Genomic DNA, 22,261 nt, shown 5'->3' with positions numbered 1-22,261 from the left:
CCCGCTTCATGGCCGACGCTGTCGACACCGTTGACCGGACCTCGCGCTCAGGACTGTGGTTAACGATAGCGCTGGCGGTGCTGGCGGCCGTGCTGGGCTCGTTCAATGGGCTGGGCCGGATTGATCAGATTCTTTACGATCGTGTCGCCGGGCTGACCGGCCGCGCGGCAGACCCCGACATCTTGATTGTCGCCATCGACGACGCCAGCATCGATACGCTGGGACGCTGGCCCTGGCGGCGCGCCATCCACGCGGCGCTGCTGGACCGCCTGCAAGGCGCCCGCGCTGTCGGGCTTGACCTCATCTTCGCGGAAAGCGATACCGTCAACCCTGACGACGACCGGATATTGGCCGACAGCATTCGGCGCAACGGCCGCACCGTCCTGCCGGTGGTGCTGGACCGCCTGGTCAACCCGTCGTCCATGGCCGCCCCCATTTCTCCCTTGGCGCAAGCGGCCGCTGCCAGCGGTTTCATCAACGCCCGCATCGATTCCGACGGTGTCGTGCGCGAAGCGACGCTAGCGACCACGTTCGCCGACGAACGCCGCTTCCATCTCGCCCTGTCCATGCTCCAGGTCGGCGGCCAGGCCGATAAGGCGCAACAACTGCTGCAAAAGGCAGGCCCCGACGGCAACATCCTGATTCCCTACGCCGGCTCCACGGCCCATATGCGTACTGTCTCGTACCTGTCGGTGCTGCGCGGCGATGTGCGGCCCGACGAGATGCGCGGCAAGTATGTCCTGGTCGGCGCCTGGGCCACGGGGCTGGGCGACGCCTATCCCACGCCGGTCTCGCATGACCTCGCCGGCATGTCCGGCGTGGAAATTATCGCCAATTTGCTGCAAGCGGGGCGCGACGGCATTTCGTACCAGCGGCCCGCCGCCGCCTGGAACGCGCTGTTCTCCGCCCTGCCCGTGCTGCTGGCGTGTTTGGCGTTGTGGCGGCTGTCACCCAAGCGCGCGCTGCTGGTCAGCGCCGTCTTGGTCGGGGGCATTCTTCTGGTCTCGTGGATGTTGCTGGCCCACGCCAACCTATGGTTCGCGCCCACCGCCGCCCTGGTGGGCGTGGCGCTGTGCTATCCCCTCTGGAGTTGGCGCAGCCAGGAAGCCGCCCTGCGCTACATGGACAATGAATTACGGCGGTTACAGCGCGAGTACCCGCCGGTGTTGAACGAGGCCCGCGCCCAACTCACCGGCCCCAACGCATCGCTGGAAAGCCGAGTGGGCGAATTGCGGCGCGCACTGGCACGGGTGCGGAACCTGCGACGTTTCCTGGCCGATGGCCTTGACGGCATGCCCGACGCCACGCTGGTCTTCGATCAGGAAGGCCGGATGCAGTTCCGAAACCAAGCCGCCGTCTCGTACTTCCAACGCCTGGGCATGCGGCCTCCACGTGTCGGCCACCCCGCCACGCACCTGCTCGAGAAGACGATTTCCGACGACGCCACGCGGCAACGCGTGGCGGAGGCGCTAAGCGGGAAACGCCGCGCGGACGCCGCGTCGCCTTGGAGCGCCGACCTGGAAGTGCGCGATTATGCTGGCCGCGATCTGATCCTGAAATGCGCGCCCATCCACACCGCCGAAGGCAACTTCGCCGGCACCGTCGCCACGCTGACCGATATCTCACGCATCCGTCAGGCAGAGCGGCAGCGCGAAGAGACCCTGCGCTTCATCTCGCACGACATGCGCGCCCCACAAAGCTCTATCCTGGCGCTGGTGGAAATGAAGCAGGAGGCCGGTACACACGACGGCCACGCCGATACGCTGACCCGCATCGCCACGCTGGCCAACCGCACTCTGCATCTGGTCGACGACTTCGTGCACCTGACGCGCGCCGAATCCATGACGATCAGCGCCGTGGAATTGGACCTGGGCAGCCTGCTGCAAGACGGCGTCGACGAATTCTGGGCGTCTGCCCACAAGCGCGGCATCGCGTTGGACTTGCGCCTGCCGTTGCCCGCCGCCTACACGCGCGGCGACCAGACGCTCTTGATGCGCGCACTGTGCAATTTGATCGACAACGCCATCAAATACAGCCCCGCCCAGACACGGATCGAATGCGGCATCTCTGAAGCGCCCGGCTTCTGGTTGGTGTATGTCCGCGACCAAGGCCAAGGCATCGCCGCAGCAGATTTGGCCCGCCTGTTCGAACCGTTCTCGCGGATAGGCGTCGAAACGCGCGGCGACGTGGGCGGCGCGGGTCTGGGCCTGGCGTTCGTGCGCACGGTGGCTGAACGCCACGGCGGGTCGGTGGAAGTCAGCAGCGAACCGGGCGTGGGCTCGGTATTTACCTTGCGCGTGCCCGCAGCACCCGACGCACCGTAGCCCAGCGCCCTATTGAAAGGTGTGCGAGATCACTCCGGGCTTGCCGGCCTTGATCTCGAGGGTGCCCCGGTATGGCGGCAAGTCCGCATTGCGTAGCACCACCTGGTATTTTCCGGGTATCAGCCGCAGTTCTTTGACCGGCGGGCTGATGCCGCGCGCGATCCCGTTGATCCAGACCTCGCCCCAAGGACGGATGTCCAGGCGCACCGTCACGGGCACCGCCAACGGCTTGGGCTTGGGCGCCTCATCGGCAGGCGGGGCCGCAACAGCCGGCGCTTGCGCGGCGGGGTCCGGCAATTCTGCCGGGGCGGCGGCAGCGGGTGACTCCGCCGCGCTTGATTCCTTCGTGACGGGCGCCTGTTCCGGCTGGGGCGCAGACGGCGCGGGGGGTTGCCATTGGGCGGTTGGCAGCGGCGGCGTCGACGCGACAGGCGGCAAATTGGGTTGCGGGGCGGGGAGCACCGCAGGCGGATTGGGCTGGACCAGTTCGGAACTCGTGATCAGAGAATGGGGTGTGCCCATGCCCCAGTGGACCCACGCATACATGCCGATGCCGATCAGGGCCACCACGGACAGCAGCCCCAACAGCGGACGGCGGCGGCTGGCCGGCTTGGCCACATGGGTTGTGGGCGGCGGCGCATAGGCAGCCCCCGCCGTGGCGTCGGCTTCAACCGGCGCCGGTTCGATGTATGCCGCGACACCCAGCAACGCGGCCAGTTCGGCCAGCGTCTGCGGCCGGTCCGCGGGCGCCATGGCCAGCCCGGCGTCAATGACGGCCAGGAAATCGGGGCTGTACTTGGAAAGACCTTGCGATGCCAACGGCTCGTAAGTGTCCATCGCGCGGCGTTCCGGCGCGGGCGTCGGGCGATGGCCGGTCACCAGGGCATGCATCACCGCGCACAAGGCGTAAACGTCGCTCCAGGGGCCACGCGGCCATTCGGTAGAGTCGGAATAGAGCTCGAACGGCGCGAAACCGGGAGTCGGGCTTCGGCTGGCGCGACGCGAACGCGCTACGACAAGTTCGGGCAGCAGATGCGCGCGCGCGCCCTCGTCCATGCCCACTGTTTCCAGCGAGATATCGCCACAGATTTCGCCCTGTGCGTGCAAGGCGATCAGTGACGGCAGCAGATCCGACACGAGCCGCTTGATGCGCGTTTCGGGCACGCCCCCCGCCGTGCTGGCGGCGATCGCACTCAAGGGACGCAGGGCAAGCGGCGCAGCGCCAGAAAAGGGGCCACGCGGCGTCAGGAGGCCGGTGGACGAAGGCATTATCGGAATTGCGCTCATGCGCGTAGTGTGCAAAGGTTGATTAGCCTGAATATTATCCAATCCGCAACACCAGGACATTGCCGAAAATGTCCGAGCGCATCAGGCTGTGGCACGATAGCGTACCGCCCAATATCCCTACTTCCCTTTCAAGCCATGAAAATTCGCTTTCTGAGCAGTCTGCTCGGCGCGTCCTTGATGTTGGCGGGTTGCGCCGGCGTCCCATCCGGCCAGCCCGAAGCCCCCGCTACCCCCGAGGCGCTGACGCAATTGCAACAAATCCGCGACGCCTATGGCGCTGGCCGCTATGGCGAAGTGATCCGCAGCGTCGCCACCTCGGACGCCTTGGCCGCTTCGCCCCGCGCCATGCGCGTCGAAGCCTACAAGTTGCAGGCATTCAGCTATTGCGTCACGCGTTACGCCCAATTGTGCGAAGACAGCTTCACCCGCATCCTGGCGCTGGATCCTACTTTTGAACTAGCCCCGAACGAAGCCGGGCACCCATCCTGGGGTCCCGTTTTCCAACGCGCACGGACGCAAGCCGGAAAGTAGCCGCACGTCGGCTCGGGCGGCACGCTGGCCGCGCAAAAAGAAAAAGGCCGCTGATTCGCATCAGCGGCCTTCTTGTTTTCAGCCCCCACGCCAGGACGGCGCGCGGGGGACTGACCGGGATTCCGCTTATTCGGCGGAATCGTCGGTGCCAGCGTCCGACGCCGGGGCCTGGTCGTCCGCGCCCACCGTAACCGGCGAGTCTTCGAACGGGTTGGCCTGCTGGCGAGCGGCTTCGCGTTCCGCCGCCTCCAGCTCTTCCTTGTCGCGGCGTGCGTGGTGGTAAGCCAGGCCGGTACCCGCCGGGATGAGGCGGCCGACGATGACGTTTTCCTTCAGGCCACGCAGGTCGTCGCGCTTGCCCATGATGGCGGCTTCGGTCAGGACACGGGTGGTTTCCTGGAACGAAGCGGCCGAGATGAACGAGTCGGTCGACAGCGATGCCTTCGTGATACCCAACAGCACGTTGTCGTAGGTTGCCGGGAGACGGTCTTCGGCAGCCATGCGATCGTTGGCGTTCAGCAGTTCAGAGCGCTCGACTTGCTCGCCCGGGATGAACTCGGTATCGCCAGCGTCAACGATGTTCACACGACGCAGCATCTGACGAACAATCACTTCGATGTGCTTGTCGTTGATCTTCACGCCCTGCAGACGGTAAACGTCCTGCACTTCGTCGACGATGTACGTCGCCAGCTTCTCGATGCCTTGCAGGCGCAGGATGTCGTGGGGATCGGCCGGGCCGTCCACGATCATTTCGCCCTTGTTCACCACTTGGCCGTCGTGCACCAGAACCTGCTTTTCCTTCGGAATCAGGAACTCGTGGCTCACGCCTTCCAGGTCGGTGATGACCAGACGCTGCTTGCCCTTCGTGTCCTTACCGAACGACACCGTACCGGTAACGTCGGCGAGCATGCCGGCGTCCTTCGGCGAACGGGCTTCGAACAGTTCGGCCACACGCGGCAGACCGCCGGTAATGTCGCGGGTCTTTTGCGATTCTTGCGGAATACGCGCCAGAACTTCACCCACGGCAACCTGCTGGCCGTCACGCACGGTAATCAGCGCGCCCACCGGGAACGAGATGTTCACCGAGTGATCGGTGCCGGCGATCTTGACGTCTTCGCCAGCTTCGTTGACCAGCTTGATCTGCGGACGCATGACGATCTTGCCGCCACGGGTCTTCGGCGTGATGACGACGAGCGTCGACAGGCCGGTGACTTCGTCCACCTGCTTGGCAACGGTCACGCCTTCTTCGATGTTCTCGAAGCGGACGGCGCCACCGTATTCCGACACGATCGGACGGGTCAGCGGGTCCCACGTCGCCAGGCGCGCGCCAGCCTTCACGGCCTCGCCATCGCCCACCAGCACGGTCGCGCCGTACGGGATCTTGTGGCGTTCGCGTTCGCGGCCGTTGTCGTCGAAGATCGCCAGTTCGCCCGAGCGCGAAATCGCAACGCGTTCGCCCTTGGCGTTCGTGACATAGCGCATCGTGCTGGCAAAACCGACCAGACCGCTGGACTTGGTTTCCACCGCGCTGGCCAGGGCCGAACGCGACGCCGCGCCACCGATGTGGAACGTACGCATCGTGAGCTGCGTGCCCGGTTCACCGATGGACTGGGCAGCGATAACGCCAACTGCCTCGCCCTGGTTGACCGGCGAACCGCGACCCAGATCGCGGCCGTAGCAGTGTGCGCACAGACCGTGACGCGTTTCGCACGTCAGCGGGGTGCGGACCTTGACTTCGTCCACGCCGATACGGTCGATGGTGTCGACCAGATCTTCGTCCAGCAGGGTGCCGGCAACGATCGCCGTTTCCTGCGTGTCCGGGTTGATGATGTCCACGGCGGCAACACGACCCAGAATGCGGTCGCGCAGCGGTTCGATGACTTCACCACCTTCCACCAGGGCCTTCATGTTGTAGCCCAGCGACGTACCGCAATCGTCCTCGGTGATCACCAAGTCTTGCGTCACGTCGACCAGACGACGAGTCAGGTAACCCGAGTTTGCGGTCTTCAGTGCCGTATCGGCCAGACCCTTACGCGCACCGTGAGTCGAGATGAAGTACTGAAGCACGTTCAGACCTTCACGGAAGTTCGCGGTAATGGGCGTTTCGATAATCGAGCCGTCCGGCTTGGCCATCAGGCCGCGCATACCGGCCAGCTGGCGGATCTGGGCGGCCGAACCGCGGGCGCCCGAGTCAGCCATCATGTAGATCGAGTTGAACGATTCCTGGCGCACTTCTTCGCCGTGACGGTTCACAACCGGCTCGGTGGCCAGTTGTTCCATCATCGCCTTGCCGACCTTGTCGCCAGCCTTGCCCCAGATGTCCACCACGTTGTTGTAGCGTTCTTGGGACGTGACCAGACCCGACGAGTACTGCTTGTCGATTTCCTTCACTTCGCGGCTGGCTTCAGCCAGGATGCCTTCCTTGGCGGTCGGGATCAGCATGTCGCCCATGGCGATCGAGATACCGCCGCGCGTGGCCAGCTTGAAGCCGGACTGCATCAGCTTGTCAGCGAAGATCACCGTGTCGCGCAGGCCGCAGCGGCGGAACGACTGGTTGATCAGGCGCGAAATTTCCTTCTTCTTCAGGGCCTTGTTCAGGACCGTGAAGGGCAGGCCCTTCGGCAGGATTTCGGACAGCAGCGCGCGGCCGACCGTCGTTTCATGACGGCGGATCACGGGTTGCCATTCGCCTGCCTCGTCGCGCTCGTGCTCTTTCAGACGCACGGTCACGCGGGATTGCAGTTCGACTTCGCCGTTGTCATAGGCGCGTTGGACTTCAGCGACGTCGGTGAAGAAAATGCCTTCTCCGCGGCCGTTGATGCGCTCACGCGTCGTGTAGTACAGACCCAACACGATATCCTGCGACGGCACGATCGACGGTTCGCCGTTGGCCGGGAACAGCACGTTGTTGGACGCCAGCATCAGCGTGCGCGCTTCCAGCTGGGCTTCCAGCGACAGCGGCACGTGGACAGCCATCTGGTCACCGTCGAAGTCGGCGTTGAACGCCGCGCAAACCAGCGGGTGCAGCTGGATGGCCTTGCCTTCGATCAGGACCGGCTCGAACGCCTGGATGCCCAAACGGTGCAGCGTAGGCGCACGGTTCAGCATGACCGGGTGTTCGCGGATGACCTCTTCCAGGATGTCCCAGACCACCGGTTCCTGGCTTTCCACCAGCTTCTTGGCAGCCTTGATGGTCGTGGCCAGGCCCATCATCTCCAGGCGATTGAAGATGAACGGCTTGAACAGTTCCAGGGCCATCAGCTTGGGCAGACCGCACTGATGCAGCTTGAGCTGCGGGCCCACCACGATGACCGAACGGCCCGAGTAGTCGACGCGCTTGCCCAGCAAGTTCTGACGGAAACGACCGCTCTTGCCCTTGATCATGTCGGCCAAGGACTTCAGCTGGCGCTTGTTGGCGCCCGTCATGGCCTTGCCACGGCGGCCGTTGTCCAGCAGCGAGTCAACGGCTTCCTGCAGCATCCGCTTTTCGTTGCGCAGGATGATTTCCGGCGCCTTGAGCTCCAGAAGGCGCTTCAAGCGGTTGTTACGGTTGATGACGCGGCGGTACAGGTCGTTCAGGTCGGAGGTCGCGAAGCGGCCGCCGTCCAGCGGCACCAGCGGACGCAGGTCCGGCGGCAGCACGGGCAGCACTTCCATGACCATCCACTCGGCCTTGATGCCCGACTTCTGGAAGCCTTCCAGCACCTTCAGGCGCTTGGAAATCTTCTTGATCTTGGCTTCAGAGCTGGTGGCCTTCAACTCGCCGCGCAGCGTTTCCACTTCGCGGTCGATGTCGATGGTGCGCAGCAGTTCGCGCACGGCTTCCGCGCCCATCAGGGCACGGAAGTCGTCGCCGTACTCTTCGGTCTTGGCGAGGAAATCGTCATCCGACATGATCTGGCCGCGCTTGAGCGGCGTCATGCCAGGTTCGATCACGCACCAGGCTTCGAAGTACAGAACGCGTTCGATGTCGCGCAGGGTCATGTCGAGCACCATGCCCAGACGCGACGGCAGGCTCTTCAGGAACCAGATGTGCGCGACGGGGCTGGCCAGCTCGATGTGGCCCATGCGTTCACGGCGAACCTTGGCAACGGTAACTTCAACGCCGCACTTTTCGCAGATCACGCCACGATGCTTCAGGCGCTTGTACTTGCCGCACAAGCACTCGTAGTCTTTGATCGGGCCAAAGATCTTGGAGCAGAACAAACCGTCACGTTCAGGCTTGAACGTGCGGTAGTTGATGGTCTCGGGCTTGCGAACTTCGCCGTAAGACCACGAACGGATCTTCTCGGGCGAGGCGATGCCGATCTTGATGGCATCGAATTGCTCGTCTTGCGAGACTTGCTTAAATAGGTCGAGTAGCGCTTTCATTAGTTACGCTCCAAATCCATGTCCAGGGCCAACGAGCGGATTTCCTTCACCAGCACGTTGAACGATTCCGGCATGCCGGCGTCGATGACGTGGTCGCCCTTGACGATGTTTTCGTATACCTTGGTACGGCCAGTGATGTCGTCCGACTTCACCGTCAGCATTTCTTGCAGGGTGTACGCGGCGCCGTATGCTTCCAGCGCCCACACTTCCATTTCCCCGAAACGCTGACCACCGAACTGCGCCTTACCACCCAGCGGCTGCTGCGTGACCAGCGAGTACGGACCCGTCGAACGCGCGTGCATCTTGTCGTCGACCAAGTGGTGCAGCTTCAGGTAGTGCATGTAGCCAACCGTCACGGGGCGCTCGAATTTCTCGCCCGTGCGGCCGTCGAACAGCCATGCCTGCGTACGCGAAGGCGTCAATGCCATGCGCTCGGCGACGTCGTCCGGATAGGCCAGTTCCAGCATCGTGGTGATTTCCTCTTCGGTCGCGCCGTCGAAGACGGGCGTCGCGAACGGCACGCCGTTCTTGAGGTTCTGGGCCATTTCCATGACTTCTTCGTCGGTCAGCTCGTCGATGCGGGCGCCGGAGCCGGTCGTGTTGTAGACCTTGTCCAGGTAGGCACGGATGTTCTTGACCTGCGCAGTGCGCTCATCGCGCAGCAAATCGGCAATGCGGTGGCCCACGCCCTTGGCAGCCCAGCCCAAGTGCACTTCCAGCACCTGACCGACGTTCATCCGCGAGGGCACGCCCAGCGGGTTCAGAACGATGTCGGCCGGCGTGCCGTCAGCCATGTGCGGCATGTCTTCCACCGGGGTGATACGCGAGACCACGCCCTTGTTGCCGTGACGGCCTGCCATCTTGTCGCCAGGCTGCAGACGACGCTTCACGGCCAGGTAGACCTTGATCATCTTCAGCACGCCCGGGGGCAGCTCGTCGCCTTGCGTCAGCTTCTTGCGCTTCTCTTCGAAGGCCAGATCGAACTGGTGGCGCTTCTGCTCCAGCGATTCCTTGGCTTGCTCCAGCACGACAGCGTGCGGCTCATCGGCCAGACGGATGTCGAACCACTGCCAGCGGTCCAGATCAGCCAGGTAAGCCTTGGTGATCGTGGCGCCCTTGGCCAGCTTGCGCGGGCCGCCGTTGACGGTCTTGTTGACCAGCATCTTTTCGATACGGTCGAACTGGTCGTTTTCAACGATGCGCAGCTGGTCGTTCAGGTCTTGGCGATAGCGGCGCAGTTCATCGTCGATGATGGACTGGGCGCGCTTGTCGCGCACAATGCCTTCACGCGTGAACACTTGCACGTCGATCACGGTGCCGGTCATGCCCGAAGGCACGCGCAGCGAGGTGTCCTTAACGTCGGACGCCTTTTCACCGAAGATGGCGCGCAGCAGCTTTTCTTCCGGCGTCAGCTGGGTTTCGCCCTTCGGCGTGACCTTGCCGACCAGCACGTCGTCGGCGCTGACTTCGGCGCCGATGTACGTGATGCCCGAATCGTCCAGACGGTTCAGTTGCGTCTCAGCCAGGTTGCTGATGTCGCGCGTGATTTCTTCCGGGCCGAGCTTCGTGTCGCGGGCGACAACCGTCAGTTCCTCGATGTGGACCGAGGTGTAGCGGTCATCGGCAACAACCTTTTCGGAGATCAGGATCGAGTCTTCGAAGTTGTAGCCGTTCCACGGCATGAACGCGATCAGCATGTTCTGACCCAGGGCGAGTTCGCCCAGGTCGGTCGATGCGCCGTCAGCCAGCACGTCGCCCTTGGCGACCTTGTCGCCACGCTTGACGATAGGACGCTGGTTGATGTTCGTGTTCTGGTTGGAACGGGTGTACTTGATCAGGTTGTAGATATCGACACCGACTTCGCCGGCGACGTTTTCTTCGTCGTTCACGCGAATCACAACGCGCTCGGCGTCAACGTGGTCGACCAGGCCGCCACGCAACGCTTGCACGGTCGTGCCCGAGTCAACGGCCACGGTGCGTTCGATACCCGTACCCACGACCGGCTTTTCCGGACGCAGGCAAGGCACGGCCTGACGTTGCATGTTGGCGCCCATCAGTGCGCGGTTCGCGTCGTCGTGCTCAAGGAACGGAATCAGCGAGGCAGCGACAGACACGATCTGCGACGGGGCAACGTCCATGTAATGCACGTTGGCTGGCGAGGTCAGCATCGTTTCGCCTGCTTCACGGCAAGCGACCAGGTCGTCCACGAAGGCGCCGTCCTCGTCCAGCGCGGCGTTAGCCTGCGCAATGACGTAGTGGCTTTCTTCGATGGCCGACAGGTAATCGATCTGCTCGCTGACGCGGCCGTCGATAATCTTGCGGTAAGGCGTTTCCAGGAAGCCGTACTCGTTCAAGCGAGCGTACAGCGCCATGGAGTTGATCAGACCGATGTTCGGGCCTTCCGGCGTTTCGATCGGGCAGACACGGCCGTAGTGGGTCGGGTGCACGTCGCGGACTTCGAAGCCGGCGCGCTCGCGGGTCAGACCGCCCGGGCCCAGTGCGGAAACGCGACGCTTGTGCGTGATTTCCGACAACGGGTTGGTTTGGTCCATGAACTGCGACAGCTGGCTCGAACCGAAGAACTCCTTGATGGCGGCCGAGATCGGCTTGGAGTTGATCAGGTCGTGCGGCATCAGGTTTTCCGTCTCGGCCTGGCCCAGACGTTCCTTGACGGCGCGCTCGACACGCACGAGGCCTGCGCGGAACTGGTTTTCGGCCAGCTCGCCCACGCAACGCACGCGACGGTTACCCAAGTGATCGATGTCATCGATCTGGCCACGGCCGTTACGCAGCTCAACCAGCACCTTGATGGTTTCAAGGATGTCTTCGTTGGTCAGCGTCATCGGGCCGGTGATGTCTTCACCACGGCCCAGACGGCTGTTGACCTTCATGCGGCCGACGCGCGACAGGTCGTACGTCTCTTCGCTGTAGAACAGACGCTGGAACAGCGCTTCCACCGCTTCTTCGGTGGGCGGCTCGCCAGGACGCATCATGCGGTAGATGGCAACGCGCGCGGCCATCTGGTCGGCGGTTTCATCGGTGCGCAGCGTTTGCGAGATGTACGGACCACGGTCCAGGTCGTTCGTGTAGAGCGCCTGGATGTCGAAGACGTTCGAGGCGCGCAACGCGCTCAGCACGCTTTCCGTGATTTCGTCGTTGGCATTGGCGATGACTTCGCCGGTGTCTTCATCGACGATGTTCTTGGCCAGCACACGGCCGTACAGGAAGTCTTCCGGCACGGAGATGCGCTGGATGCCGCCGGCAGCCAGGTCGCGCAAATGCTTGGCATTGATGCGCTTGTCTTTTTCGACGATGACCTTGCCATCGCGGTCCGAGATGTCGAAGCGGGCCATCTCGCCCTTCCAACGCTCGGGCACGAATTCCATCATCGCGCCTTCGCTCTTCAATTCGAAGTTATCGAAGTCGAAGAAGTTGGCCAGGATGGATTCCGGCGTCATGCCGATGGCCTTGCACAGGATCGTGACAGGCATCTTGCGACGGCGGTCGACGCGGAAGAACAGGACGTCCTTCGGGTCGAATTCGAAGTCCAGCCACGAACCGCGGTAAGGAATCACGCGAGCCGAGAACAGGAGCTTGCCGGAGCTGTGCGTTTTGCCGCGGTCGTGTTCGAAAAACACGCCAGGCGAACGGTGCAGCTGCGACACGATGACACGCTCGGTGCCATTGATGACGAAGGAACCCGTGCCCGTCATGAGCGGAATTTCGCCCATGTAGACTTCTTGTTCCTTCACTTCTTTCACGGTCGGCTTGCTGACTTCGCGGTCAAGCAGCACCAGGCGGACCTTGGCTCGCAGGGGCGAGGCATAGGTCAAACCACGTTGCTGACATTCCTTGACATCGAACACCGGTTCGCCGAGCACGTAGCTCACGAACTCCAAGCGCGCCATACCGTTGTGACTAACGATCGGGAAAATCGACGAGAACGCCGCCTGCAAACCGTCGGCTACGCGATCGGACGGGGCGGTATCCGCCTGCAGGAAAGTTAGGTAGGATTGAAGCTGTGTCGCCAAAAGGAAAGGAACGTTTTGAACGTCTTCACGCTTGGCGAAGCTTTTGCGGATGCGCTTTTTTTCGGTGTACGAGTAAGGCATGAGCACTCCGACTCGAGGTTGCATGGGCCGTCAACCACGGCCCTAGGTGATACGACTCCAGGAAACCCCTCTGAAAAGGCATGACCCCAGTAGGGGTTTCCTGGAAACGCAAAAGCCCGGGGACTGCAAACTGTGCTGTCCCCGGGCAGTTGACGCAGGTCTTACTTGACTTCGACCTTGGCGCCAGCTTCTTCCAGCTTCTTCTTGGCGGCTTCGGCGTCAGCCTTGGCCACAGCTTCCTTGACGGGCTTCGGAGCGCCGTCGACCAGGTCCTTGGCTTCCTTCAGACCCAGACCGGTCAGCTCGCGCACGGCCTTGATGACGCTAACCTTGTTCGCGCCGGCTTCCAGCAGGACGACGGTGAACTCGGTTTGCTCTTCAGCAGCGGCGGCAGCGCCACCAGCAGCGGGAGCAGCGACAGCGACAGCAGCGGCAGCAGCCGACACGCCGAACTTCTCTTCCATTTCCTTGATCAGCTCGGACAGCTCGAGCACGGTCATGCCAGCGATGGCGTCAAGGATTTCAGCTTTGTTAAGTGCCATTTTTCAGAACTCCAAATATTTTGGTAATGCCAGGGTTTGGGTGTCGCTTCGTCGTTCAGCGAATTCCGGACAGCAGGGCGATTAGGCCGCTGCCTTTTGGTCGCGCACGGCCGCGAGGCCACGGGCGAACTTGGTCGGAACTTCGTTGAGCGTACGCACGAATTGCGCGATGGGGGCTTGCATGGTGCCAAGCAGTTTCGACAGCAACTCTTCGCGGGACGGCATGGTGGCCAAGGCCTTCACACCATCTTGGGTCAGCAAGTTGTTGGGCAATGCGCCCGCCTTGATGACCAGCTTGTCGTTGCTTTTCGCGAAACCTGCGATGACCTTGGCCGCCGAAACCGGATCAGTGCTGATGCCATAGATCAGCGGACCGGTCAGTTGCTCAGCCAACGGCTCGAAAGCCGTGCCGGCAACAGCACGACGGGCCAGCGAGTTCTTCAGAACACGCAGATACACGCCCGATTCACGCGCAGTTTTGCGCAGTACGGTGACAGAGGCGACGTCCAGACCACGGTACTCAGCGATAACAATCGATTGTGCCTTGGCGACTTCAGCCGAGACTTCCTCGATTACCACCGCTTTCTCTTGACGATTGAGACTCACGGTTTGAACACTCCATCAAAAGACGCCTGGGCCTGAGCCTTGCGCGTCAACCGAATGCGGCGCCTGGTCGAGTTCTTCGTGTAAAGAAATCTTCCTGGGGACGCCGTCTACGCTGGATCCGAACTATGTGAGCTTCGGGATTAAGCGGGGCAGCGGGGAACCTGCTTTCAATAGAAGGGAGGACCCTTCCACTACCCTGCTCCAGCGGTCTTTGACAGCAACATCCGGAGGAATCCGGATGCAGCCCAAAGTACGTTTACTGCTGTTGGCTTAGTTGGAAGCCGACAGCGAGGCAATTTCAACGCGAGCACCGCCGCCCATCGTGGACGAGACGGCCAGCTTGCGCAGGTAAATGCCCTTGGCAGCTGCGGGACGAGCCTTTTGCAGGGCGTCGACCAGAGCGGCCAGGTTGGTTTGCAGCTGTTCCACGCCGAACGACGCGCGGCCGATCGTTGCGTGGATGATGCCAGCCTTGTCGGTGCGGTACTGAACCTGGCCGGCCTTGGCGTTCTTGACAGCGGTCGCGACGTCAGGCGTCACGGTGCCGACCTTCGGGTTCGGCATCAGGCCACGGGGACCCAGGATCTGGCCCAGGGCACCCACGACACGCATCGTGTCGGGCGAAGCGATGACCACGTCAAAGTCCATTTGACCGGCCTTGATCTGGTCAGCCAGGTCGTCCAGGCCAACGATGTCGGCGCCGGCAGCCTTGGCGGCCTCGGCCTTTTCGCCTTGGGCGAACACGGCCACACGGACCGACTTGCCGGTACCGGCGGGCAGAACGACCGAGCCGCGAACCAGTTGGTCCGACTTCTTCGGGTCGATGCCGAGCTGCACAGCCACGTCAATGGATTCATTGAACTTGGCGACAGCCGTTTCCTTGACCAGCGTCAGGGCTTCAGCGACCGGGTACAGCTTGGTGCGGTCGATCTTTTGTGCAATAGCGGCGGCGCGCTTGGACAGTTTTGCCATGATTAGATCCCCTCAACCGTGATGCCCATGCTGCGGGCGCTGCCAGCGATCGTGCGCACAGCGGCGTCCAGATCAGCGGCGGTCAGATCGGGGCCCTTGGCCTTGGCGATTTCTTCAGCTTGAGCGCGGGTCAGCGTACCGACCTTGTCGGTATGCGGCTTGGCCGAACCCTTTTGCACGCCAGCAGCCTTCTTGATGAGGACCGTCGCGGGCGGGGTCTTCATGATGAAGGTGAAGCTCTTGTCCGCGAAGGCGGTGATCACCACCGGAATCGGCAGACCAGGCTCCATGCCTTGGGTCTTGGCGTTGAACGCCTTGCAGAATTCCATGATGTTCAGGCCACGTTGACCCAGTGCCGGGCCAATCGGGGGGGAGGGGTTAGCCTTACCAGCCGGTACTTGCAGCTTGATAAAGCCGACGATCTTCTTCGCCATGCTTTGCTCCTTGCGGGTTATATCGCCCGGGCCTTATTGGCCTGGGCTCCCCGGGGGTTGAAATCAGGTCTTTTCGACCTGGCTGAAATCGAGTTCGACGGGTGTGGCACGACCAAAAATGGTGACCGACACGCGCACCTTGCTCTTTTCGTAATTGACTTCTTCGACGTTGCCGTTGAAGTCTGCAAACGGACCTTCCTTGACCCGAACCATCTCGCCCACTTCGAACAGAATCTTGGGGCGGGGTTTCTCGACACCCTCTTCCATCTGGGAGAGGATCTTCTCGACTTCCTTTTCGGAAATCGGGGTCGGACGATTGCCCGAGCCACCCAAAAAGCCGGTGACGCGGTTTGTATTCTTGACCAAATGCCACGTTTCGTCGGTCAGGTCCATTTCAACCAGGACATAACCGGGGAAAATACGGCGTTCGGTGATCGACTTCTGACCACCCTTGACCTCGACGACTTCTTCGGAGGGCACAAGGATTCGGCCAAAAGACGTTTGCAAGGCCGCGCGCTCAATGCGCTCGATCAGGGCCTTGTGAACACTCTTTTCCATGCCGGAATACACATGGACGACATACCAACGCTTACTCATTCGCCGTCCTTATTTCCAGCCCAACAACAGGCCGTAAAGAATCCATTCGATGCCCTTGTCGAGCACCCACATGAAAATGCCCATGACCGCCACGAACGCAAAAACGATACCCGTCATCTGGGTCGTTTCCTTGCGGGTGGGCCACGCGACACGCTTGACTTCGTTGTAGGACTCGTTGGCAAAGCTCAGGGTGCGGCGGCCGGGCTCGCTGAACCAGGCGATCACGGCTGCGATCACGAGGCCACCAACGAACACGCCGACACGTGCGGGCATCGGCTGTGCGCTAAGCACGGAAAACCCGACGATGCCAGCAATAACGACGAGAACCGCCAGCCCGAGCTTGACCCGGTCGGCGGTACTGGTTACGGTTTCTACGCTGGTATTAGACATATTGCGACGCGAGCCGCCGTGAATGCGTAACTCGCGATGATCTCCCGCGGGTTTATCCTGGCGGTGGCAGGGGCAGTAGGAATCGAACCTACAACCTTCGGTTTTGGAGACCGACGCTCTGCCAATTGAGCTATGCCCCTAAAACACTACTGGCTTGCACTACATTCACTGACTTTCCGGACCTGCCGCTCAAAGCCACCCTCAAATCAGCCTTTTCAGACTGCTTTTCAGATTGCCTTTTCAGGCAATTTGGCGCAAACGATCGCGGAGCCAAACATCATAACACTTTTACAGCAAAAATGGGTAGAGGGACATTTCGTCCACTCTACCCACTTGGGTATTGCTTACTTCAGGATCTTGGCGACGACGCCGGCGCCGACGGTACGACCGCCTTCACGGATGGCGAAACGCAGGCCTTCTTCCATGGCGATCGGAGCCAACAGCTTGACCGTCATGGCCACGTTGTCGCCCGGCAGAACCATTTCCTTGTCGGCCGGCAGCTCGATCGTGCCCGTCACGTCCGTCGTGCGGAAGTAGAACTGGGGACGATAGCCTTGGAAGAACGGCGTGTGACGGCCGCCTTCTTCCTTGGACAGGATGTACACCTCGGACGTGAAGTCCGTGTGCGGCGTGATCGAGCCCGGCTTGGCCAGAACTTGGCCACGCTGGACGTCTTCACGCTTGGTGCCGCGCAGCAAAATGCCCACGTTGTCGCCAGCTTGACCTTGGTCGAGCAGCTTGCGGAACATTTCAACGCCCGTGCAAGTCGTCTTGACCGTCGGCACCAGGCCCACGATTTCGATTTCTTCGCCGACCTTGACGATGCCGCGTTCGATGCGGCCCGTCACCACCGTGCCACGACCCGAGATCGAGAACACGTCTTCAACCGGCATCAGGAACGCGCCGTCAACAGCACGCTCAGGCGTCGGGATGTACGAATCCAGCGCATCGGCCAGAGCCATGATGGCCTGTTCGCCCAGTTCGCCCTTGTCGCCTTCCAGCGCCAGCTTGGCAGAACCCTTGACGATCGGGGTGTCATCACCCGGGAAGTCGTACTTCGACAGCAGTTCGCGAACTTCCATTTCCACCAGCTCGAGCAGCTCGGCGTCGTCAACCATGTCAGCCTTGTTCAGGAAGACGATGATGTACGGCACGCCAACTTGGCGGCTCAGCAGGATGTGTTCACGCGTTTGCGGCATCGGGCCGTCAGCGGCCGACACAACCAGGATCGCGCCGTCCATTTGCGCGGCGCCCGTGATCATGTTCTTCACATAGTCAGCGTGGCCCGGGCAGTCAACGTGCGCGTAGTGACGCGCTGCCGTTTCGTACTCGACGTGGGCGGTGTTGATCGTGATGCCGCGAGCCTTTTCTTCAGGAGTCGCATCGATCTGGTCGTAGCCCTTGGCTTCGCCACCGAACTTGTTCGACAGAACGGTCGTGATAGCTGCCGTCAACGTCGTTTTGCCGTGGTCAACGTGACCAATCGTACCCACGTTCACGTGCGGCTTGGTACGTTCAAACTTGCCTTTTGCCATGGCTGACTCCTGACCTGGATTGCGCTTCAGACTGAAGAAAAGTACTTGGAAATTTGTGGTGCCCATGGCGCGGATCGAACGCGCGACCTCTCCCTTACCAAGGGAGTGCTCTACCACTGAGCCACATGGGCATTTAAAAATCTTGGAGCGGGTGAAGGGAATCGAACCCTCGTCGTAAGCTTGGAAGGCTTCTGCTCTACCATTGAGCTACACCCGCGGCATACCCATTCACCTTCTCTTTCCCGAACCCTCAAAATCAAGGCCTGGAGAACCTTACAACCTTCTTTGCGAAGGTCGCCCAGTTCCCTAGGCCTAATTTTAAAATCCAGGCAGACATCGCCTGGATTCAAGAGTTGGGTCTCTGGTGGAGGAGATTGGATTCGAACCAATGTAGGCGCAAGGCCAACAGATTTACAGTCTGCCCCCTTTAACCACTCGGGCACCCCTCCAGCGGAGAACTTGAGATTATGAACACTTTCAAATCCGGTGTCAAACCATTCGGATGAAAATCTTCAAAAACTTTCGTTCAGCCACCCGCGTTTCCGCGCAGAGGGGGCGAAGCTTACAGGTTTCCGCGAATTGATGCACGCAAAAGTTGTGAATATTGGTCGGCGGTGAAAATAATGGGGTTCGTTCCCCCTGAGGGATCTTCGCTGGCCATGCGCCCCACCCGTTCCGCCTGGGCCTCGTCGATGCCGATTTCCGCCAGCGTGTGGGGAATGCCCACGGCCTCGCGCAAGCGCAGCACCCAGTCCAGTACCGCCCCCGGCCCCGTGGCAGGCAAATCCAGGTAGCGGGCCAGCGCTTCCAGCCGGGGCGCCACCGCATGCTGGTTGGCCTTCAGTACATAAGGCATCAGGATCGCGTTCAACATGCCGTGGTGCGCGTCGTACAGCGCGCCCAGCGGATGCGCCAGCGCGTGCATCGCGCCCAGGCCGCGCTGAAAGGCGGTAGCGCCCATGCACGAGGCCGCCAGCATCTGCTGGCGCGCCTGAAGGTCGGCCCCGTCGGCCACGGCCTGCGGCAGATACTCCTTGACCAGGCGCATGCCTTCAATTGCAATGCCCGCCGCCATGGGATGGAAGAACGGCGAACAGTAGGCCTCCAGGTTGTGCGACAAGGCATCCATGCCGGTCGCCGCGGTGATCTTTGGCGGCAGCCCCACCGTCAGCACCGGATCCAGGATGACGATGGCGGGCAGCATGCGCGCGTGAAAGATGATGCGCTTGACCTGCGCGGCCTCGTCCGTGATGACCGATGCGCGGCCGACTTCCGACCCCGTGCCCGCCGTGGTGGGCACGGCGACGACGGGCGCCATCCCGGCCACGTTCACGCGCAGATGGTTATCGCCGACGTCCTCGAAGTCCCATAAGGGCCGCTTTTGGCCCGCCATCAAAGCGATGGCCTTGGCGGCGTCCAGGGCCGACCCGCCGCCAAAAGCGATGACGCCGTCGTGCTTGCCTTGCTTATGGACCGCCACGCCGTCCTCGACATTGCGGCCCGTCGGGTTGCCTTTGACCTCGTGGAAGAGGCCGCATTCCAGACCGGCCTGACGACAGGCGCGCACGGCGTCGCCCACCATTGGTAATGCCGCAAGGCCCGGGTCCGTGACCAGCAAAGGCCGTCTCATGCCGAGTTCGGCGCACCAATCCGCCAGCTCCTTGATGCGGCCTGGACCCGCCTTGATCGCGGTGGGGTAGTTCCAATTGACGTTGGGCACGGTCATGGTTCGATTCCTGTAATCGCCTGGTCAGACGCTGCGCAGATGAAAGGATTTGGCTTGCGTGAGTTGCTCGTAGCCGATGGCGGACAAGGACACGCCGCGGCCCGTGTTCTTGACGCCGGTCCAGGCGAGCGCCGGATCGAGATAATCGCAGCGGTTCATGAAGAAGGTTCCGGTATGCACTTGACGGCCCAACGCCAGGGCGGCGCTTTCGTCTTGCGTGAACACCGCCGCCGTCAACCCATAGGGGCTGTCGTTCATCAATGCGACGGCCTCGTCATCGGTGTCCACGGGCATGACGCCGACGACCGGCCCGAAGCACTCATCGTTCATAACGCGCATGCGATGATTTACTCGCGTCAGTAGTGCTGGCGCAACGTAAGGCGAGCCTTCACTCGCATTTGAGAAATGCGAAGGATCAATCAGGTTTTGTGCGCCGGACGACACGGCTTCTGCGATGACGTCGCGAATATCGGCTGCGGCTCGGGCACGGACGACCGGCCCCAGCGTCGTTTCGGGATGCAGCGGATTGCCCAGTACGTAATCGTTTGTCAACGCAACGGCGCGTTCGACGAACTCGTCGTAAAGCGGCCGCGCGACGTAGATGCGCTGGATACCGCAGCAGGACTGCCCCGAATTGAAGAATGCGCCGTCGACCAGCGTTTCGACGGCGTGATCCAACTTGGCGTCCGCGCGCACATAGGCAGGGTCGTTGCCGCCCAGCTCCAGGCCCACGCCGATGAAGCGCCCTGCCGCGCTTTCCTCAATGATGCGTCCGCCGCGCACCGATCCGGTGAAGGACACGTAGCCGATCTCGGGCGCGCGGATCAGCCGCTGGACGGTGTCGTGGTTGGCGTGCAAGTACTGGAACACGCCCTTTGGCACACCCGCGTCGCGAAAGGCGCGTTCGATCAACTCGGCGCACAGGGGCGTCTGGTCGGAGTGCTTGAGGATGACGGTGTTGCCTGCCATCAAGGCCGGGACAATGCTGTTCACCGCCGTAAGCAAGGGATAGTTCCACGGCGCGACGGTCAGCGCCACGCCGATGGGCTCTCGGCTGATGAAACGCGTGAACCCGGCCTGCTCGGGCACGCGCACGGGCGCCAGCGCCGCATCCGCGATGGAAATCATGTGGCGGGCTCGCACTTCGAACCCGGAGACTTCGCCTGGCGTGTAGCGCAACGGGCGCCCCATCTGAATCGTGATCGCACGCGCGATCTCGTCCTTGGCCGCTACGAAACGGTCCACGGCCAGGGACACGATGCGCCCGCGCTCGGCCACGCCTAACGCCTGCCACCCCGCTTGCGCGGACTGGGCCAGCGCCAGCGCCTGCGCAATTTGCGCATCGTTGGCGTAGGCGCGGCGCACGACCTCGCGCCCGTCGATGGGACTGATGGTGATGAGTTCCTGGGTCATGATGGCCCTATGCAAGCGGTTGGATGGGTTCAGATGATCTCGAAGTAGCGCGCCAGCTCCCAGTCGGTCACGTGCCGCCGGAACTGCCGTTCTTCCCACTCGCGCGTCGCGGCGTAGTGTTCGACGAAGGGGTCTCCGAACAGGTGGCGAGCCGCTTCGGACCCGCGCAGGCGCTGCGCCGCCTCCCATAAGGTGGTGGGCAGGTGCAGATGAGCCGGGAATTGCTGGGTATAGGCATTGCCTTGCACCATGGGTTCGGGTGTCAGGCCCTGCTCGATACCGTACAGGCCCGAGGCCAGCGCGGCGGACAACGCCAGGTAGGGATTGGCGTCCGCCGAGCCGATGCGCACCTCGACGCGCTGGGACTTGTCGCTGCCCGGAATGAGGCGCAGCGCGGTCGTGCGGTTTTCCATGCCCCACGTTGCGTCCAGCGGCGCCCAATAGCCCGGCACCAGACGCGAATAACTGTTGATCGTCTGCGCGTACAGCGCCATGAACTCTGGCAGGTAGCGCTGCACGCCGGCCATGAACGCGACCTGCGTCGGGCTCATGCCGTGCGGCTGCGATTCGTCGTAGAACGCCGAACGGCCGCTTTTCTTGTCGCGCAGCGACAAATGGATATGGCCGCTCTGGCCGGGATGATCATGCGACCATTTGGCCATGAAGGTTGCCATCAGCCCGTTCTGCTGCGCCAGCGCTTTGGTGAAGGTCTTGAACAGAAATGCCTTGTCGCCGGCAGCGGCGGCCTGGTCTACCGCGATGGCCGCTTCCAGCACGCCCGGCCCCGTTTCGGTGTGCAAGCCTTCGATGGGCATGTCCATGCGTTCGCACATGTCCAGCAGCTTGCGGTAGAAGTCGCCCTCGACGGTGCTGCGCAGCACGGAGTAGCCGAAGTTGCCCGGCGTCCAGTTTTCCATGTTGCGATAGTTTTTCGCGCGGACCGAATGCGGGGTCTCGCGGAACATGAAGAACTCGTATTCCAGCGCGGCGTAGACCTCGTAGCCCATGCCCGCGGCGCGGTCCAGCGTGCGATGCAGCAGCCGGCGCGGACAGATGGCGGCAGCGTCGCCTTCAAATTCGGCCAGGAACAGCAGCATGTCTTCGCCGCCGGGGCCCTGCTCCAACGGCAGCCGGCGGCCGGTCTGCGGCACGATGCGCAGCTTGGCGTCGGGATAGGCGGTGTGCCAGCCGGTGTATTGGGTGTTGTCGTAGAGCTGGTCGTCCAGGTCCCAGCCAAGCACCACGTCGCAGAACGCCAGGCCCGAGCGCAGCGCGCTCAGGAACTTGTCGCGCCGCAAGTACTTGCCCAGCATCACACCGTCGACGTCGGACAACCCCACCTTGATATGCGAGAGCGGGCTGGCTTGCACCAGCCGCTCTGCGTCTTCCACCGTTGCTACCCCTAGTGCATGCATGCTCGT

15 protein-coding genes and 4 tRNA genes are annotated in these 22,261 nt (G+C 62.3%); 2 read left to right on the top strand and 17 right to left on the bottom strand.

The genetic code is table 11. The annotated features are described in order from the left end of the window. The first annotated feature begins 8 nt into the window (after nucleotides 1-8). Entirely contained in the window at nucleotides 9-2,324 is a 2,316-nt protein-coding gene (locus ACI0FO_RS12065) for a CHASE2 domain-containing protein (protein WP_416026933.1), read from the top strand. Between the two features lie 9 nt (nucleotides 2,325-2,333). Here ACI0FO_RS12065 and ACI0FO_RS12060 read toward each other — a convergent pair whose 3' ends face one another. After that, complete coding sequence (locus ACI0FO_RS12060; protein ID WP_416026932.1) at nucleotides 2,334-3,593, bottom strand: serine/threonine protein kinase; 1,260 nt, start codon at nucleotides 3,591-3,593, stop codon at nucleotides 2,334-2,336. A 153-nt stretch (nucleotides 3,594-3,746) separates the two neighbouring features. Between ACI0FO_RS12060 and ACI0FO_RS12055 the strand changes: the two genes are divergently transcribed. Beyond that, complete coding sequence (locus ACI0FO_RS12055) at nucleotides 3,747-4,142, top strand: TssQ family T6SS-associated lipoprotein (RefSeq protein WP_416026931.1); 396 nt, start codon at nucleotides 3,747-3,749, stop codon at nucleotides 4,140-4,142. A gap of 126 nt (nucleotides 4,143-4,268) precedes the next feature. Here the strand turns inward: ACI0FO_RS12055 and rpoC are convergent, their stop codons facing one another. The 16 genes from rpoC to ACI0FO_RS11975 all read right to left on the bottom strand — a co-directional run bounded on the left by rpoC (nucleotide 4,269) and on the right by ACI0FO_RS11975 (nucleotide 22,255). Then, nucleotides 4,269-8,513: a DNA-directed RNA polymerase subunit beta' gene (gene rpoC / locus ACI0FO_RS12050; protein WP_416026929.1), complete on the bottom strand. Its 4,245-nt coding sequence runs from the start codon at nucleotides 8,511-8,513 to the stop codon at nucleotides 4,269-4,271. Next, entirely contained in the window at nucleotides 8,513-12,625 is a 4,113-nt protein-coding gene (gene rpoB, locus ACI0FO_RS12045; RefSeq protein ID WP_416026927.1) for a DNA-directed RNA polymerase subunit beta, read from the bottom strand. Before rpoB ends, rpoC begins: the two co-directional genes overlap by 1 nt. A gap of 161 nt (nucleotides 12,626-12,786) precedes the next feature. Then, nucleotides 12,787-13,167 (bottom strand): 50S ribosomal protein L7/L12, encoded by a 381-nt coding sequence (rplL, locus tag ACI0FO_RS12040; RefSeq protein WP_006227008.1) that lies wholly within the window; start codon nucleotides 13,165-13,167, stop codon nucleotides 12,787-12,789. An 81-nt stretch (nucleotides 13,168-13,248) separates the two neighbouring features. Continuing rightward, nucleotides 13,249-13,773, bottom strand: a complete 525-nt coding sequence (gene rplJ / locus ACI0FO_RS12035; protein ID WP_105555686.1) for a 50S ribosomal protein L10 — start codon at nucleotides 13,771-13,773, stop codon at nucleotides 13,249-13,251. 270 nt (nucleotides 13,774-14,043) lie between these two features. Then, nucleotides 14,044-14,745 carry a 50S ribosomal protein L1 gene (gene rplA, locus ACI0FO_RS12030; protein ID WP_006216574.1) on the bottom strand — a complete coding sequence of 234 codons (702 nt, stop codon included), beginning with the start codon at nucleotides 14,743-14,745 and terminating at the stop codon, nucleotides 14,044-14,046. Between the two features lie 2 nt (nucleotides 14,746-14,747). Next, nucleotides 14,748-15,179, bottom strand: coding sequence for a 50S ribosomal protein L11 (gene rplK / locus ACI0FO_RS12025; protein ID WP_006227005.1), 432 nt, complete (start codon nucleotides 15,177-15,179; stop codon nucleotides 14,748-14,750). Between the two features lie 63 nt (nucleotides 15,180-15,242). Further along, entirely contained in the window at nucleotides 15,243-15,776 is a 534-nt protein-coding gene (gene nusG, locus ACI0FO_RS12020; RefSeq protein ID WP_105555685.1) for a transcription termination/antitermination protein NusG, read from the bottom strand. A 9-nt stretch (nucleotides 15,777-15,785) separates the two neighbouring features. Next, the gene (secE, locus tag ACI0FO_RS12015) at nucleotides 15,786-16,166 is read right to left on the bottom strand and encodes a preprotein translocase subunit SecE (RefSeq protein ID WP_105555684.1); all 381 of its coding nucleotides are present in this window, start codon (nucleotides 16,164-16,166) and stop codon (nucleotides 15,786-15,788) included. Nucleotides 16,167-16,230: 64 nt separating this feature from the next. Then, nucleotides 16,231-16,306: transfer RNA gene (locus tag ACI0FO_RS12010), tRNA-Trp, on the bottom strand. Nucleotides 16,307-16,510: 204 nt separating this feature from the next. Further along, nucleotides 16,511-17,701 (bottom strand): elongation factor Tu, encoded by a 1,191-nt coding sequence (gene tuf / locus ACI0FO_RS12005; RefSeq protein ID WP_183017046.1) that lies wholly within the window; start codon nucleotides 17,699-17,701, stop codon nucleotides 16,511-16,513. 56 nt (nucleotides 17,702-17,757) lie between these two features. Further along, a tRNA-Thr gene (locus ACI0FO_RS12000) sits at nucleotides 17,758-17,832 on the bottom strand. 12 nt (nucleotides 17,833-17,844) lie between these two features. Further along, nucleotides 17,845-17,918 (bottom strand) — tRNA-Gly (locus tag ACI0FO_RS11995). 145 nt (nucleotides 17,919-18,063) lie between these two features. Beyond that, nucleotides 18,064-18,150: transfer RNA gene (locus tag ACI0FO_RS11990), tRNA-Tyr, on the bottom strand. Between the two features lie 113 nt (nucleotides 18,151-18,263). Further along, entirely contained in the window at nucleotides 18,264-19,427 is a 1,164-nt protein-coding gene (locus ACI0FO_RS11985) for an iron-containing alcohol dehydrogenase (RefSeq protein WP_416026923.1), read from the bottom strand. Between the two features lie 24 nt (nucleotides 19,428-19,451). Beyond that, entirely contained in the window at nucleotides 19,452-20,840 is a 1,389-nt protein-coding gene (locus ACI0FO_RS11980) for an aldehyde dehydrogenase family protein (protein ID WP_416026922.1), read from the bottom strand. Nucleotides 20,841-20,869: 29 nt separating this feature from the next. Further along, the gene (locus ACI0FO_RS11975) at nucleotides 20,870-22,255 is read right to left on the bottom strand and encodes a glutamine synthetase family protein (protein ID WP_416026920.1); all 1,386 of its coding nucleotides are present in this window, start codon (nucleotides 22,253-22,255) and stop codon (nucleotides 20,870-20,872) included. Nucleotides 22,256-22,261 lie beyond the last annotated feature (6 nt).

Source organism: Achromobacter marplatensis (assembly GCF_049060505.1).
Taxonomy (GTDB): domain Bacteria; phylum Pseudomonadota; class Gammaproteobacteria; order Burkholderiales; family Burkholderiaceae_B; genus Achromobacter; species Achromobacter marplatensis_A.
Note: the sequence above shows the minus strand (reverse complement) of the source record. Positions and strands in the feature narration are given on the sequence as shown.